Origin of the sequence: Nocardioides ferulae (assembly GCF_003660455.1) — a bacterium.
GTDB lineage: Bacteria > Actinomycetota > Actinomycetes > Propionibacteriales > Nocardioidaceae > Nocardioides > Nocardioides ferulae.
On the sequence record NZ_QZVR01000016.1, the window covers coordinates 61,646 to 75,041 of the forward strand.

General features: G+C 74.8%; 13 protein-coding genes. 7 read left to right on the top strand and 6 right to left on the bottom strand.

What is annotated here, in order from left to right; genetic code table 11:
* Positions 1 to 53 precede the first annotated feature (53 nt).
* The 3 genes from D6B71_RS16405 to D6B71_RS16415 are packed head-to-tail and all read left to right on the top strand — an operon-like array spanning position 54 to position 2,661.
* Entirely contained in the window at positions 54 to 563 is a 510-nt protein-coding gene (locus D6B71_RS16405) for a SigE family RNA polymerase sigma factor (protein WP_121257039.1), read from the top strand.
* Entirely contained in the window at positions 560 to 1,774 is a 1,215-nt protein-coding gene (locus tag D6B71_RS16410) for a TolB family protein (protein ID WP_121257041.1), read from the top strand. The genes D6B71_RS16405 and D6B71_RS16410 overlap by 4 nt, the downstream gene beginning before the upstream one ends.
* A complete protein-coding gene (locus D6B71_RS16415) occupies positions 1,774 to 2,661 on the top strand; it encodes a hypothetical protein (protein ID WP_121257043.1) in 888 nt (295 codons plus the stop codon). The genes D6B71_RS16410 and D6B71_RS16415 overlap by 1 nt, the downstream gene beginning before the upstream one ends.
* Here the strand turns inward: D6B71_RS16415 and D6B71_RS16420 are convergent.
* From D6B71_RS16420 to D6B71_RS22885, 4 genes are read right to left on the bottom strand one after another with little or no spacing between them, the layout of a single operon-like run.
* Positions 2,636 to 3,457 (bottom strand): MBL fold metallo-hydrolase, encoded by an 822-nt coding sequence (locus D6B71_RS16420; RefSeq protein ID WP_121257044.1) that lies wholly within the window; start codon positions 3,455 to 3,457, stop codon positions 2,636 to 2,638. The genes D6B71_RS16415 and D6B71_RS16420 overlap by 26 nt on opposite strands.
* 30 nt (positions 3,458 to 3,487) lie before the next feature.
* Positions 3,488 to 4,372 (bottom strand): NUDIX hydrolase, encoded by an 885-nt coding sequence (locus D6B71_RS16425; RefSeq protein WP_338036805.1) that lies wholly within the window; start codon positions 4,370 to 4,372, stop codon positions 3,488 to 3,490.
* 2 nt (positions 4,373 to 4,374) lie between these two features.
* Positions 4,375 to 4,866 (bottom strand): RidA family protein, encoded by a 492-nt coding sequence (locus D6B71_RS16430; RefSeq protein ID WP_121257161.1) that lies wholly within the window; start codon positions 4,864 to 4,866, stop codon positions 4,375 to 4,377.
* Positions 4,867 to 4,877: 11 nt separating this feature from the next.
* Complete coding sequence (locus tag D6B71_RS22885) at positions 4,878 to 5,033, bottom strand: Sp36 family protein (RefSeq protein WP_164519704.1); 156 nt, start codon at positions 5,031 to 5,033, stop codon at positions 4,878 to 4,880.
* An 83-nt stretch (positions 5,034 to 5,116) separates the two neighbouring features.
* Between D6B71_RS22885 and D6B71_RS16435 the strand changes: the two genes are divergently transcribed.
* The 4 genes from D6B71_RS16435 to D6B71_RS16450 all read left to right on the top strand — a co-directional run bounded on the left by D6B71_RS16435 (position 5,117) and on the right by D6B71_RS16450 (position 10,371).
* Complete coding sequence (locus tag D6B71_RS16435) at positions 5,117 to 6,337, top strand: sensor histidine kinase (RefSeq protein ID WP_121257046.1); 1,221 nt, start codon at positions 5,117 to 5,119, stop codon at positions 6,335 to 6,337.
* The gene (locus tag D6B71_RS16440) at positions 6,334 to 7,017 is read left to right on the top strand and encodes a response regulator (protein WP_276311011.1); all 684 of its coding nucleotides are present in this window, start codon (positions 6,334 to 6,336) and stop codon (positions 7,015 to 7,017) included. Before D6B71_RS16435 ends, D6B71_RS16440 begins: the two co-directional genes overlap by 4 nt.
* Positions 7,018 to 7,144: 127 nt before the next feature.
* Positions 7,145 to 7,936 carry an ABC transporter ATP-binding protein gene (locus D6B71_RS16445; protein WP_121257048.1) on the top strand — a complete coding sequence of 264 codons (792 nt, stop codon included), beginning with the start codon at positions 7,145 to 7,147 and terminating at the stop codon, positions 7,934 to 7,936.
* A complete protein-coding gene (locus D6B71_RS16450; protein ID WP_121257049.1) occupies positions 7,933 to 10,371 on the top strand; it encodes an ABC transporter permease in 2,439 nt (812 codons plus the stop codon). The genes D6B71_RS16445 and D6B71_RS16450 overlap by 4 nt, the downstream gene beginning before the upstream one ends.
* Here D6B71_RS16450 and D6B71_RS22505 read toward each other — a convergent pair.
* Both D6B71_RS22505 and D6B71_RS16460 read right to left on the bottom strand, forming a co-directional pair.
* Positions 10,260 to 11,876, bottom strand: coding sequence for a hypothetical protein (locus tag D6B71_RS22505; protein ID WP_126688298.1), 1,617 nt, complete (start codon positions 11,874 to 11,876; stop codon positions 10,260 to 10,262). The genes D6B71_RS16450 and D6B71_RS22505 overlap by 112 nt on opposite strands.
* A gap of 66 nt (positions 11,877 to 11,942) precedes the next feature.
* The gene (locus tag D6B71_RS16460; RefSeq protein WP_121257053.1) at positions 11,943 to 13,295 is read right to left on the bottom strand and encodes a hypothetical protein; all 1,353 of its coding nucleotides are present in this window, start codon (positions 13,293 to 13,295) and stop codon (positions 11,943 to 11,945) included.
* Positions 13,296 to 13,396: the final 101 nt, after the last annotated feature.

The window sequence follows — 13,396 nt, forward strand, 5'->3', positions numbered from 1 at the left end:
CCCGTGCCAACCATCCGCGGTCGTGGGAGCGTTCACACCACGAAGGGGGCCGGATGGACGAACAGGAGCTCTCCGTGGAGTTCACGGAGTGGGCGGCGGGCGCCGAGCGCCAGCTGCTCCGCTCGGCGTACCTCCTCACCGACGACCTGCATCGCGCGCAGGACCTCGTGCAGGAGGCCCTGGTCAAGGTCGCGCTGCGGTGGGCGAGGCTGCGCACCGGCAACCCCACGGCGTACGCGCGCCGGATCGTCGTGCACGACAACATCTCGTGGTGGCGCCGCCGCCGGCTCGAGGTGGTCGCCGCGGACCCCGGCGCGGGCGAGGGGCCGGCGGTCTCCGGCGACCCCGAGGCGACGCTGGTGGTACGCCGGGCACTGGCGCGGCTGACCGCCTCGCAGCGGGCGGTGGTGGTGCTGCGCCACTTCGACGACCTGTCCGAGCGCGAGACCGCCGAGGCGCTGGGGGTCAGCGTCGGCACCGTGAAGAGCCAGAACTCCGCCGCGCTGGCGCGGCTGCGCGAGGGCGCACCCGAGCTGCTCGACCTGGTCGGGAGGACCCGATGACCGACTCACGCACCGACCCCTGGGGCGACCTGAACCTGCACGAGGCCCTGGACCGCGCCACCGACGCGATCGAACCGCCGGGCCTGGCCGCGGCCGCGCTCACCGAGGCCCACCGTCGCCGGGTACGGACTCGAGGAGCGGCCTCGGCGTTGGGGGCCGTGGCCGCGGTGGCGGCGCTGATCGTCTCGCTGCAGGCGGTGAGTGGCGACCCGCGCACCCAGGAGCGCCCGGCCGAGCCGGCGTCGTCCGGCGCCGCCGACGCGGTCCAGGCGCAGGTGGCTCCCGCGATCCCCCGCGACCGGGTGCAGCCGATCTGGGACCCGCGCGGCGCCGAGGGGCTGCCCGTCGTCGAGCTCGGGGTCCCACGGGTGCTGCCGGTGACGGCGGCGGGACCGGTGACCCGGGCGGTGGCGCTGCTCGACGGCGAGGAGGGCACCCTGCTGGTGGGCACCGACGGCCTGCAGACCTCGCTCGACCTGCCCGACGGGCTGGGCGAGCAGCGCACCGTGGTGCTCTCGCCCGACGGGCAGCGGGTGGCGGCGGTCGGCGCCTCCGGCCTGTTCTGGCGCGCGGTCGACGGCGGCTCCTGGCAGCGGATCGAGGTGCCGGGCGTGAGCCTCGAGGCCTCGCTGAGCTGGGCTCCGGACAGCGAGTCGCTGGTGCTCGTCGACCACCGGACCGGCGTCCGCGTCGGCCTCGGCACCGGCGAGCAGGAGCCGCTGCCGTTCCTGCGCGGCCATGCGGCGTACGCCCTGGCGCCCGACGGCGCGGTGGTGCACGGCACCGACACCCGCGAGATCGTCGAACGGCGCGACGGCGAGGTGGTGCGGCGGACCGCGTCCGGGCCGCTCGAAGGCCTGGTGCGGCCCGCGGTCGGCGGCTCGGCGATCGCGTTCGCGCGCGCGAACCTGGTCGTCGAGGAGTCGACACGCGCGAGCGACCGCGACGGCCTGGTGGTCGTGGACCGCGACGACTTCGACACCCGTGCCTACCTGCCGGTGCCCGACGACCACGACTACTACGTGCACGCCGACGAGCTGCGTCCCGTCACCTGGCTCGACGACGAGACCCTGCTGTTCACGGTGCTGCCGCAGGGCGCGCCCAAGGAGTACCTCGTGGCCTGGGACGTCGAGACCGGCACCCTTTCCCGGATCGCCTGCTGGCCGCTGGGGTACGCCGCGTCGTTCGCCACCGACCTGCTGGGCCCCTGATGCGGGGCGGGGGGCCGGCCGGCGCACTGGCCCTGGTGATGGCGCTGCTGCTGACCGCGTGCACCGGTGACCGAGCCCGCGGCGAGTCGGACGGGGGACGGGCGACCGGCCTGGCGTCCGACTCGGAGGCGTCGCCGCCGACGCGCGTGAGCCTCGCCGGGCAGCGTCCGGCGGCCTGGCCGCGTCTTCCTGCGGCGGACGCGAGCGGTCTGCCGTGGCGGCTGCCCGAGACCGGCGCGGACCTGCCGTCGCTGCTCGACGACCTGCCCGGTCGGGCCACGGTCGTGGTGAACCCCCGTATCGAGGCGATCAACATCGCGGTGACGCGATGGTCCGAGCTCGAGCTCCTCGTCGCCGGGGCCGAAGGGGGGTGGCGCCGGCTGAACCTGGGCGACCTCGGCCTGCCCGAGGCCCAGCGCTACTCCGACACCTACGGTGCGGGGCAGCTCTCGCCCGACGGACGCCGCTGGGCCGGGCCGGTGCGAGACGGGGTGGTCGTGCTCGACCTGCGCACCGGAGCGGCCCGCATCGTCCGGCTGCGCTCCCCGGGCGCCTTCGTCTGGGTGCCCGGCCGCGGCCCGGTGCCCGCGGCCGCCGCCCCCGAGCCGGAGCAGTCCCCGTCCGTGCGATCGGACCGAGACGGATTGCGTGTGATCGATGCCGGCGAGACCGTCGGCGAGCTCACCTGGGGCAGCGACCGGTTCCCGCTGCACGAGGAGATCTGGCTCGACGACGAGACGTTGCTGATCGCCACCCGGCCGTGGTTCCTGGTGTGGCGGCCGGCGACCGGCGAGGTGCTCCGGGTGACCGACGCGCGCGCGCTCGACCCCGCGGCGTACTGGCAGATCAGCCTCGCCACCGCTACAGCAGGCCGCCGCGCTCGGTGAGGTAGGCGAGCTGGGCGCGCACCGAGAGCTCGGCGGCACCCCACAGCACCGGGTCGACGTCGGCATAGACCATCTCGACGACCCGGCGCGGCAGCTCGTCGACGGCGATGCCCTCGGGGTGGTCGGCGGCGGCGAGGCGAGCGACGGCCTCCTCGACCTGGCCGAGCCGCTCGCGGCGGTGGGCGATGTAGTAGTCGAGCGTGGCCAGCGCGTCGCCGATCAGCGGGCCGTGGCCGGGCAGGATGCGGGTCACCTCGTGCGACTCGGCGAGCGCGTGCAGCCGGTCCAGCGAGTCGAGGTAGGCGCCGAGCTGGCCGTCGGGGTGGGCCACCACGGTCGTGCCGCGGCCGAGCACCGTGTCGCCGGTGAGCACCGCCTGCTCGGCGGTGAGCAGGAACGAGAGCGAGTCGGCGGTGTGGCCGGGCGTGCCGACCACCCGCACCTCGAGCCCGTCGACCTCGACCACGTCGCCGTCGCCGAGCCCCTCGTCGCCCAGCTGGTACGCCGGGTCGAGCGCGCGCACGCCGCAGCGCATGCGCTCGGCGAAGGCGCGGGCTGCCTCCGCGTGGTCGTGGTGGTGGTGGGTGAGCAGCACGACCCCGACCTCACCCGCGGCCTCGGCCACGGCGTCGAGATGCCCCTCGTCGAGCGGGCCCGGGTCGATCACCACCGAGCGGCGGGCGCCGGGCTCGCGCAGCACCCAGGTGTTGGTGCCGTCGAGGGTCATGAAGTCGGCGTTCGGGGCGAGCACGCACTCGGCCCGGTCTCCGAACCTGCCGCCTTGCCAGGGGCTCATCGGCGTCACCACGGAGTGATCACGCGCCGATCATCCACGCCGGGTCGCGACCAGCGGCCGCAGGTGGTCGGGCATCGACAGGGTCCAGCCGGCCCCGTCCTCGGCACCGGCCTCCTCGAGCTCGGGCATGAACATCTCGACCTCGCGCCCCTGGGCGGCGTCGAGCACCGCTTCGGGGGTGCCGTACTGGCCGATCTCGAGGCAGGTGAGGTAGGTCGGCGGTAGCATCATCAGCTCCTCGGCGTCGGCCGCGTCGGCCGCGGCGAGCGCCGGCAGCCAGGTCACGTCGACCGACTCGGTGGAGACGTCGCGGGTGCGCTGCCCGGGCGGCAGCACCGCCACGAAGAACCAGGTGCGGTAGCGCTTCGGCTCGAACACCGGCGTCAGCCAGCCGCCCCACACCCCGAGCAGGTCGGTGCGCAGCACCAGGCCGCGGCGGGTGAGGAACTCGGTCATCGCCAGGTCGCGCGACTCGAGCGCGTGCCGGTCGGCCTCCCAGTCGTCGCCGGTGGTGTCGTCGACGACGGTGTGCTCCGACGGCCCGGCCAGCAGCACGCCGGACTCCTCGAACGTCTCGCGCACCGCCGCGCAGACCAGCGCCCGGGCGGTCTCCTCGTCGACGCCCAGCCAGCTCGCCCACTCCGCCGGCGTCGGTCCGGCCCAGCCGACCGACGCGTCGAAGTCGCGCGGGTCGACCCCGCCGCCGGGGAAGACGCACATGCCGCCGGCGAAGTCCATCGTCGTGTGGCGGCGCAGCAGGTAGACCTCGGGCCCCTGGACGGACGGCCGCAGCAGCACCACGGTCGCCGCGTTGCGCGGCTCGGCGGCCGTGCGGGTGCCGTCGGCGAACTCCATCGCGACCTTGGCGAGGTGCTCGGGCAGGCCCACCGGCGGCAACGGGATCCCCTTCGCCACGCTCAGACCCCCGCCGCCGCGCCGCCCGGAGCGTCGGAGACCTCGACGGTGATCTCGACCTCCACCGGCGCGTCCAGCGGCAGCACCGGCACCCCGACCGCGGCCCGGGCGTGGCGGCCGGCATCACCGAACACCTCGCCGAGCAGCTCCGAGGCGCCGTTCGCGACGCCGGGCTGACCGGTGAAGTCGGGCGTGGAGGCGACGTAGGCGACCACCTTCACCACACGCGCCACCCGCGACAGGTCGCCGATCTCGGCCTTCACCGCGGCGATCGCGTTGAGCGCGCACTGCTGGGCACAGGCGTAGGCCTCCTCGGCGGTCACCTCGCCGCCCACCTTGCCGGTGGTGATCAGCTCGCCCATCCGCATCGGCAACTGGCCCGACGTCAGCACGAGGTCGCCGGTGCGCACCGCCGGCACGTAGGACGCGACCGGCGCCGGCACGTCCGGCACGGTCAGGCCCATCGCGGCCAGCCGCTCCTCGGGGCCGGTCATCGGGCGCGTCATCACGCCACCGGGCGCTTGAAGTAGCCCACCAGGTTCTCCGGGTTCATGCCCGGCACGACCTGCACGAGCTCCCATCCGTCGGCCCCGAAGTTGTCGAGGATCTGCTTGGCGGCGTGCACCAGGATCGGTGCGGTCAGGTACTCCCACTTGGTCATGCCACCGCACCCTACTCGGGACGGATCCGGCTCCTCCCCCGGTCGGACGCGAGGGGCCCGGCACCGGTCCTAGGCTCGGGTGCGTGCCCGTCGCGAGCCCCGTCCCCACCGACCCCGGGCCACCCCGGCCGCGGTGGCGGCTCGGCCCGACCGGACAGCGCCGGTTCGACGTGCTGCTCGTGGTGGGGCTGCTGCTGCCGGTCGCCACCTACGTCCCCCTCGGCCTCTACGCCACCGAGACGCTGCTCGCCCTCGCCCAACTCGTGCCGCTGCTGTGGCGGCGCACCCACCCGGTGACGGTGTTCGCCGTCATGGCGGGCGCCAGCGCCCTCCAGGCGCTGCTCGTCGACACCCCGCTGTGGAACCAGGTGGCGTTCCCGGTCGCGACCTACGCCGTCGCCCGATACGCCAGGCCGCTGTGGGCGCTGGTCGCCCTCCTGGTGGGGTTCTGCGGCGCCGGCGTCGCGGCGTACGTCTGGTTGCGCGGCCTCTCCGACGGTGTCTCCGGGCCGGTCACCCTCGACGGCTGGATCGCCTACACGATCACGGTGGCGACGATCGTCATCGCCTCCTGGGCGCTGGGCAGCCTGGCCCGAGTACGCAGCGCCTACGAGGACTCACTGGTCGAGCGCGGCCGGCGGCTGGAAGCCGAGGCGACGCAACGCGCCGAGCTGGCCGCCGCCGACGAACGGGCCCGGATCGCCCGCGAGATGCACGACGTCGTGGCGCACGGCCTGTCAGTGATCGTGGTCCAGGCCGACGGCGCGAGGTACGCCGCCGCGCAGGAGCCACGGCTGGCCACCGAGGCACTGGAGACGATCGCGATCACCGGACGCGAGGCGCTCACCGAGATGCGCCGGATGCTCGGCCTGCTCCGGGGCGGGCCCGAGGCCGGCACCCCCGACACCCGCCCACAGCCGCGGCTGGTGGACCTGGCCGCGCTGGTCGACGAGGCCCGCGCCGGTGGCATGACGGTGTCGCTCACCATGCCCGACCCGCTGCCGTCGGTGCCCGACGGCGTGGCGTTGACGGCGTACCGGGTCGTGCAGGAGGCACTGACCAACGTGCGCAAGCACGCCGGCCCCGGCGCCACAGCCCGGGTCGCCGTCGGCCTCCTGCCCGGACGGCCCGGCACGCTGAGCCTGGTGGTCGAGGACGACGGCCGGGGCGCCGCTGCCGACGACGACGGGCGTGGGCTGGGCCTGCTCGGCATGCGCGAGCGGGTCGCCGTGCACGGCGGTGACCTCGACGCCGGACCACGCCTCGGCGGTGGGTTCACGGTCTCTGCGAGGATCCCGCTGTGACCGCTCCGCCTGCCGACGAGCCGATCCGGGTGTTCCTGGTCGACGACCAACAGATGGTCCGCGCCGGCTTCCGGATGCTGGTCGAGAGCCAGCCCGACCTGACCGTGGTCGGCGAGGCCGGCGACGGCCACGAGGCCGTGGAGAGACTGGCCGCGACCCGCGCCGACGTGGTGCTGATGGACGTGCGAATGCCGCGGCTCGACGGCGTCGAGGCCACCCGCTGGCTGGCCTCCCGCGGCGAGCGACCACGGGTGATCGTGCTGACCACCTTCGACCTCGACGAGTACGCCTTCGCCGCGATCAAGGCCGGCGCTGCGGCGTTCCTGCTCAAGGACGCCGCGCCGCCCGATCTGCTCGGCGCGATCCGGGCGGTGCACGCCGGCGACGCCGTGGTCGCGCCGAGCACCACCCGGCGCCTGCTCGACCACTTCGCAGCCGCGCTGCCCGACCCGGCGGCCCCGGCGGCCGACGACCGCCTCGCCACCCTCACCGAGCGTGAGCAAGAGGTGCTGGTGCTGGTCGCACGCGGGCTCTCCAACACCGAGATCGCCGCCGAGCTGGTGGTCGCCGAGGCGACGGTGAAGACCCACATCGGCCGGCTGCTGGCCAAGACCGGGTCCCGCGACCGGGTGCAGCTCGTGGTGCTGGCCTACGAGACCGGCTTGGTGCGCGCCGGCTGACCGACCGGCGCCGGGTCGGCGTCCACCCACGGTCGTACGCCGGGAGGCGAGGTCCACCCGCCGGTGGACGGCAGGTTCCGTCCCCGGCAAGACGCGCCGGGGACGCCCGCTCGGCGAGCGTGGAGCCATGCTCGAGACGACGCTCCCGCCCACCTTCCCGACCTCCGACCCGCGGCCTGCCGCCCTGGCCGCGACCGCCCGCGCGGTGACGCGCACCTACGGCCGCGGCGACTCCGCCGTGCACGCCCTGCGCGGCGTCGACCTCGACGTGCCGGCCGGCCGCTTCACCGCGGTGATGGGCGCCTCGGGCTCCGGCAAGTCGACGCTGATGCACTGCCTGGCCGGCCTCGACCGACCCACCTCCGGCACCGTCTCCGTCGCCGGCACCGAGCTGCAGGCGCTCGACGACACCCGGCTGACGGTGTTCCGGCGTGAGCAGCTCGGCTTCGTGTTCCAGTCCTTCAACCTGCTGCCGATGCTCACCGCCGGCCAGAACATCGTGCTGCCGCTGGAGCTCGCGGGTCGCCGGGTCGAGGGCGAGCGGCGCGAGTGGTACGACCACGTCGTGAGCGTGCTCGGTCTGGCCGACCGGCTCGGGCACCGCCCCGGCGAGCTCTCCGGGGGCCAGCAGCAGCGGGTCGCGATCGCTCGCGCGCTGGTCAGTCGGCCGACGCTCATCTTCGCCGACGAGCCGACCGGCAACCTCGACAGCGAGTCGTCCGCCGAGGTGCTGGGCTTCCTGCGCCGCTCGGTGCGCGAGCTGGGACAGACCGTGGTGATGGTGACCCACGAGCTCGACGCGGCGGCGTACGCCGACGACGTGGTCGTGATCGCCGACGGCCGGGTCCGTGCCCATCTGGTCGACCCGGCCGCCGACGAGATCCTGGCGGCGCTGCGTGTGAAGGCAGGTGCCCGGTGAGAACCGTGCTGTTCGCGTCGCTGCGCACACACACTCGGCGCTTCGTCGCCGCCGCGCTGGCGGTGGTCATCGGGGTGGCCTTCGTGGTCGCGACCGGTCTCCTCGCCTCGGCCGCCAAGGACGGCCTGGTCGGCAGCGTCGGCGTGCCCTACGAGAACGCCGACGTGGTGGTCTCCGAGCTCGACGGTGAAGAGGCCGCCGAACTGGTCGACCGGGCCCGGGAGCGCGGCGAGAAGGCCGCCGTGCTCGGCTGGGCGATGCAGCCGCTGGCCGAGGACGGCCGCCGGGTCGAGGACCGCCTCGACGTCGGCGCGCTCGCCGACGACGCCTCCCTGCGCTGGCAGGAGCTGCGCGAGGGCCGGTTCCCCACGCGGCAGGGCGAGGCGGTAGCCGACGCGAACGCGGCGAAGTCGCGGGACCTCGAGGTCGGCGATCGGGTGCAGGTCGGCACCGGCGCCCGCGCCGCGGACGTCACCGTGGTCGGCCTGGTCGACACCCCATCGGCGAGCGTCGGCGCGGCGATCTATCTGGTGTGGGACGACCTGCGTCCGCTCGTCCGCGGCATGTGGATCGACAGCGTCGCGTACGACGGTCGCGGCAGCGTCGGCGAGCAGGTCACCGCCCTCGAGGGCGCAACCGGTGCGAACGTGCAGAGCACCGACGAGTTCGTGCTCGAGCGACAACGTCAGCTGAACAACGAGGTCGACGTGGTCGCGACCCTGCTGCTGGTGTTCGCCGCGATCGCGCTGTTCGTCGCCGTGCTGGTGATCGCGAACACCTTCTCGATCCTGTTCGCCCAGCGGGCTCGCGACTTCGCGCTGCTGCGCTGCGTCGGCGCCACCCGGCGCCAGGTGCTGCGGTCGGTGCGGGTCGAGGGGCTCGCGCTGGGAGTGGCCGCCGCGACGGTAGGCCTGTTGGCCGGCACCGGCGCCGGCTACGGGCTGGCGGCCCTGGCCCGCGGTCAGTTCGCCAGCGGCACGATCGGGGAGGCGACGCCGTCGCCGGTGTGGTACCTCGCAGCGTTCGCGGTCGGCGTCCTCGCCACGGTGGCGGCCTCGTGGCTGCCGACCCGACGGGTGGTCGCGGTCGGGCCGCTCGAGGCGCTGCGGCCCGCCGGCGCGGTCGACGTCCGCACCGGCGCCGGGCGGGTCCGGCTGGGACTCGGCGGCGTGGTGCTCGCGGTCGGTGTGGCCCTGCTCGGGGTCGCGGTCACCGCGCAGGAGGTGGTGCCGATGCTCGCCGGTGGCGCCGCGACGTTCACGGGGGTGCTGCTGCTCGGTCCGGTGCTGGTGCCCCGGCTGGTGCGGCTGGTCGGTGCCGCCGGCGGTCGGCTGCTGGGCCGCGCGGGGCGGCTGGCAGGAGAGAACGCGGTGCGCAACCCGCGCCGCACCGCGGCGACCACGGCGTCGCTGCTGGTCGGGGTGACGCTGACGACGGCAGTGCTGACCGGGATGGCGAGTTCGCGGTCGGCGATCGACGACGAGATGGACGCGCAGTACCCGGTCGACGCCTCGCTGACCTCGACCGGCGCCGCGCTGCCCGCCTCCCTGCTCGACGACGTGGCCGCGATCGACGGCGTCGACGCTGCGGTGCTGCTCGAGGGCACGACCGCACGGCTCTCGGGAGGAGTGGGCGAGCTGCAGGTGCTGGCCGTCGACGACACCGCGGTCACCGATGTCGCCCGCGACGCCGGGCAGGTGCTGCCCCAGCGCGGCGAGGTGCTGGTGCCGTGGGACTCGCTACCTGGCAACGTGAGCGACGGCGACGCCGTGCAGGTCGTCGTGGGCGAGCAGGTGCGCACGCTGCGGGTGCGCGCCGGGGAGGGGTGGGGCACCGCCGCGGTCGTCGCGCCGGAGTCCCTGGACGCGCTGGTCGGCGAGGCGGCCACACCGCGCGCGGTCTGGGTGCGGGCGAGCGACGGGGCCGACGCCGAGGACCTTCGCGGCGACCTCGACGCGCTCGGCTCCACGGCCGGTGCCGAGCTCGCGAACGGCCTCGGGCAGCGGTCGTGGGTCGACCTGCAGCTCGACGTGCTCACCGGCTCGGTGGTGGCGCTGCTGGGCATCGCGGTGGTCATCGCGCTGATCGGCATCGGCAACACCCTCGGCCTCTCGGTGCTCGAGCGCGGCCGCGAGCACGCGCTGCTGCGGGCGCTCGGCCTGACCCGGCGCCAGTTGCGCACCACGCTGGCTGCGGAGGCGGTGCTGCTCTCGGTCACCGCGACCCTGCTCGGCACCGCGCTCGGGATCGCCTTCGCCTGGGTGGGGGTGCGCGCGATGGTCGCCCCGCTGGTCGAGGACGCGGGGCTGAGCCTGCCCCTGGGTCAGTTGGCCCTGGTGGTCCTGGTCGCGGCCGTGGCCGGCCTGGCCGCCTGCGTGCTGCCAGCGCGCCGGGCGTCACGCACGGCACCCGCCGCCGGGTTGGCGACGGAGTGACGGCGGTTCCTCTCCGCCGTCAGGCACTCCGACGTCATCGTCGTCGGTGCATGGCCAGGCTTGCGGCCGGTCACCCGCACGCTGATCTGGGTGTCGCGGTCGGCGGGCCTGATGCGGTAGGTGCGCCGGGTCTCTCCAGGGATGACCTCGCCGCCGCGCAGCCAGTGCAGCCGGAGCTTGACCCCGGCGGGGCGCCAGCCCCGCAGCGAGTCGCGCCGCACCGTGAGCCGGTGGCCGATGTAGGCCTGCCCCCTGACCACGGGCGGCTTGCCACGCACCACGCGCCCAGCCGCCCAGAGAGCGGCACGGGTGTTCGTCCGTGTCCACGCCGAGCCCACGATGTGCGTGGCCGCGCGACGCTTGTCGATGCCGTACGCCTCGCTCGACCCCTCCCACCGATGGGGCGGGTCCGGCAGCACGCGCCACGATCCGCCCTCGACCGGTCGGACCACCGCGTGGTTGCTCGTGGTCTTGTCGTCGACGAGCGCCTCCGCCCAGCCGACGACGAGCCCGCCGTCCACGGCGTACGCCGCGCTCTTCGGGCCATTGAGCACGCCCAACCCGCGCAGGGTGCCAGTGGCAAGGTCGAACAGGCCCGCCTCGCGCACCCGCGGCCACCCCGGGCGGCCGAGGCGTTCGCCGACGACGATGTCTCCATTCACGTCGTGCGCCTCCCTCGGCCCCTTGCCTACGACGTCGAAGAGATCGGTCATCACACCGGTGTCGAGTTCGTAGACGAACGCATGCGGGACCTTGTCGCCGTCGGTGCTCGACGTGCCGACGACCCGGCTGCCCGAGACGCCCTCTGCCTGGGCGGTCGTGCCTCCAGGCAGGGTGCCGAGGTCGACCATCTCGCCGCTGTCGAGGTCGTAGGCGAACGCGTGGGCGGTGAAGGCGGTGCCGTCCGGGGTGCCGTCCGACGTACCGTCCGAGGTGCCCACCACGATGTTGCCGTCGATCGCCATGGCGATCGCCGACGTGCCCCCCGGCAGCGTTCCGAGGTCGCGGATCTCGCCCGTCTCGAGGTCGAAGGCGACCGCGTGTCGGTCGCCCTCTTCGGTGCCGGACCAGCCCACGGCCGTGCCACTGTCGACCGCGGTGGCGCCGCTTTTGATCCGCCCGTAGTACCGGTCAGGACCGCTGCCTTCGAGGCTGCCGAGGTCGCGCATCCGGCCACGGGCGACGTCGTAGGCGAACGCGTGGGCTAGGTCGTAGCCCTCCTCGTCGAAGGGGTCCCACACCTCGCCCGCGTAGGAGGCGCCCACGACCACGCCACGGTCGACGTCGAGGGCATGGCTGTCCTCGTCGCAGGGCAGAGCGCCCAGCTCACGCACTTTCCAGCCCTTGGCCGGCTTGAGCGCCGTCACCGGCGGGGCGGCACTCTCCGCCCGAGAACCCACCGGATCGGACGAGGTGCCCGCGGCTCCGGCAGGCAGGGCCAGCGTGCCCGTCAGGACGGCGGCGAGCGTGGCCCGCCGGAGGGTGTGCGCGGTCGACGACGTCATGGCAACTCCAGATCCCGAGGTTCCTGGCACCCCATGCTGCCACGCCCACCCGACAACGGAGACGGTTCAGCGACGAACCTTGACCGGGGCCGAGGTCATCGTCGCGGTCGAGTAGCCCGCCTTGTGGCCGGTCACGGCGACGCTGAGCCGGTGGCCGCGGTCCGCGCGGACCACCCGGTATCGGGTGCCGGTGGCGCCCCGGATCGCCTTCCCGTCGCGCAGCCAGCGCTGGGTCAGCGTCACCCCCGCCGGGCTCCAGGAGCCGCGCTGCACCGTGAGCCGCTTGCCGACCGCCGGAGTCCCCCTCACGACCGGACGCGCGCCGGTGACCTCGGGCTGCCGGGTCCACAGCACCGCGCGGTCCCCGTCCCGGGTGGACAGCGTGCCCGCTACCCGCGTCTGCCCGGTCGAGGCGTCGATGCCGTGGGCCTCGCTCGACCAGCTGCCGGCCGGTTCGGGCAGGCGACTCCAGGAGCCACGGCCCACCGGGCGGAGCACCGCGTGCCAGTAGAAGGCGTCGTCCTCGGTGTAGACGTTCGCCCGGCCGGCGACCAGCCCACCGTCCACGGCGTACGCCGCGCTCCGGTCGCCGAGCAGCAGCAGGCCGAGCCCGCGCACGCTGCCGGTGCGCACGTCGTAGACGAACGCCTCGGACGCGATCGTCGTCAGGGACTCGCCGACGACGGTGCCGCCGTCGACCGCGTAGGCCCAGCCGGCGTCGTCGCCGGACAGCGTCTCGAGCGGGATGACGGTGCCGGCCGACAGGTCGTGGACGACGGCCCGCGCACCCTCGTCGGGCACGTCGGACCAGCCCACGACCAGGTCGCCGTCGACCCCGAGCGCCTGGCCGAAGGACCCTCCTGGCAGCAGCGCGAGTGCGGTCAGCTCTCCGGTGGCGAGGTCGAAGGCGAAGGGGCGGCTGGAGTGACCGCCTCCATCGGAGGAGCCGACCACGATCTCGCCGTCGACGTCCGCGGCGACGCTGTAGCGCCCGTCGTCCAGCGCTCCGAGGTCGCGCATCGAGCCGTCCTCGAGGTCGAAGGCGAACGCGTGCTGCCCGCCCCCGGCGAGGTCCGACCAGCCCACGACGGTGTCGCCGTCGATCGCCGTCGCGCCGCTCGACTCGCCGCCGAGGGTGCCGAGGTCGCGCATCCGGCCGGTGCCGATGTCGTAGGCGAACGCCCGGCTGGCCAGGGACTCGTCGTAGGAGGTGCCCACGACGATGCCGCGGTCGACGCCGGCGGCCTCGCTCGAGGCGTGGCCGGGCAGGGTGCCGAGATCACGCACGGACCAGCCGGACGATCCCTCGCGCGCCGGGTCCGCCGGGTTGCCCGCGGCCCCGACCGGCCAGGCGACCAGCCCGGCCAGGAGGACCGCGAGCGAGGCTCGCCCGAGCGTGCGGGACCGACGCGACGACATGACTTCTCCGTTCACCGAGGGGATGGGCCGTTCCCACCATGTCCCCCGCCGGCCTCGTCGGGTCTCGTTCGCGCCGACCGGCAGCGAGCCGTCGCCGAGCG

Coding starts and splice junctions, on each gene's coding strand:
- D6B71_RS16405 (WP_121257039.1), top strand. CDS start 54: ATGGACGAACAGGAGCTCTCCGTGGAGTTCACGGAGTGGGCGGCGGGC.
- D6B71_RS16410 (WP_121257041.1), top strand. CDS start 560: ATGACCGACTCACGCACCGACCCCTGGGGCGACCTGAACCTGCACGAG.
- D6B71_RS16415 (WP_121257043.1), top strand. CDS start 1,774: ATGCGGGGCGGGGGGCCGGCCGGCGCACTGGCCCTGGTGATGGCGCTG.
- D6B71_RS16420 (WP_121257044.1), bottom strand. CDS start 3,457: ATGAGCCCCTGGCAAGGCGGCAGGTTCGGAGACCGGGCCGAGTGCGTG.
- D6B71_RS16430 (WP_121257161.1), bottom strand. CDS start 4,866: ATGACCGGCCCCGAGGAGCGGCTGGCCGCGATGGGCCTGACCGTGCCG.
- D6B71_RS22885 (WP_164519704.1), bottom strand. CDS start 5,033: ATGACCAAGTGGGAGTACCTGACCGCACCGATCCTGGTGCACGCCGCC.
- D6B71_RS16445 (WP_121257048.1), top strand. CDS start 7,145: ATGCTCGAGACGACGCTCCCGCCCACCTTCCCGACCTCCGACCCGCGG.
- D6B71_RS22505 (WP_126688298.1), bottom strand. CDS start 11,876: ATGACGTCGTCGACCGCGCACACCCTCCGGCGGGCCACGCTCGCCGCC.
- D6B71_RS16460 (WP_121257053.1), bottom strand. CDS start 13,295: ATGTCGTCGCGTCGGTCCCGCACGCTCGGGCGAGCCTCGCTCGCGGTC.